The sequence below is a fragment of the Streptomyces sp. AC627_RSS907 genome, assembly GCF_019049165.1.
The window spans coordinates 1-561 of sequence record NZ_JAGMUE010000706.1 but is presented as its reverse complement, the minus strand read 5'-3'; the positions used below and the strand labels follow the sequence as shown (position 1 = coordinate 561).

Below are 561 nucleotides of genomic sequence, written 5' to 3'. Positions count from 1 at the left end.
CGGTGCGCCCGGCGCGCGGGGTGGCGAGGCGCTGCACTGGCAGCGGTGCGCGATCGAGGGCGCGGACCCGCGACAGGAGTGCGCCACCGTCAGGGTGCCGCTCGACTACGCCCGCCCGAACGGCCGGCAGATCGACATCGCCGTCTCCCGCATCCGCAGCGAGCAACCGGGGGACCGGCACGGCGCGCTGCTCCTGATCCCGGGCGGCCCCGGCAACTCCGGCCTGAACGGGCCGTCCAGCAAGGGGCAGCGGCTGCCGAGCAGCGTGCGCGGCGCGTACGACCTGATCGGGTTCGACCCGCGGGGCGTAGGCAGCAGCACCCCGGTGACCTGCGACCTCCCGCACGAACAGCTCGCCACGGTCAACCTGCGCGCCTGGCCCGACGCGGACGGCGGGCTCACCGGGCCGGTGACCCGGGCTCGTACCATCGCCGAGACCTGCGCCCGCGACGGCGGCGAACTGGCCCGCCACATCAGCACCCGCAACGAGGCCCGGGACATCGACCGCATCCGGCGGGCGCTGGGCGAGGACAAGCTCTCCGCGTGGGGCCACTCGTACGG

The 561-nt window shown here is 75.8% G+C and carries 1 protein-coding gene; it reads left to right on the top strand.

Annotated elements, in window-relative coordinates; genetic code table 11:
* Positions 1–561: alpha/beta fold hydrolase (locus KUM32_RS37905; RefSeq protein WP_217146366.1), on the top strand; the 561-nt coding region annotated here is incomplete at both ends.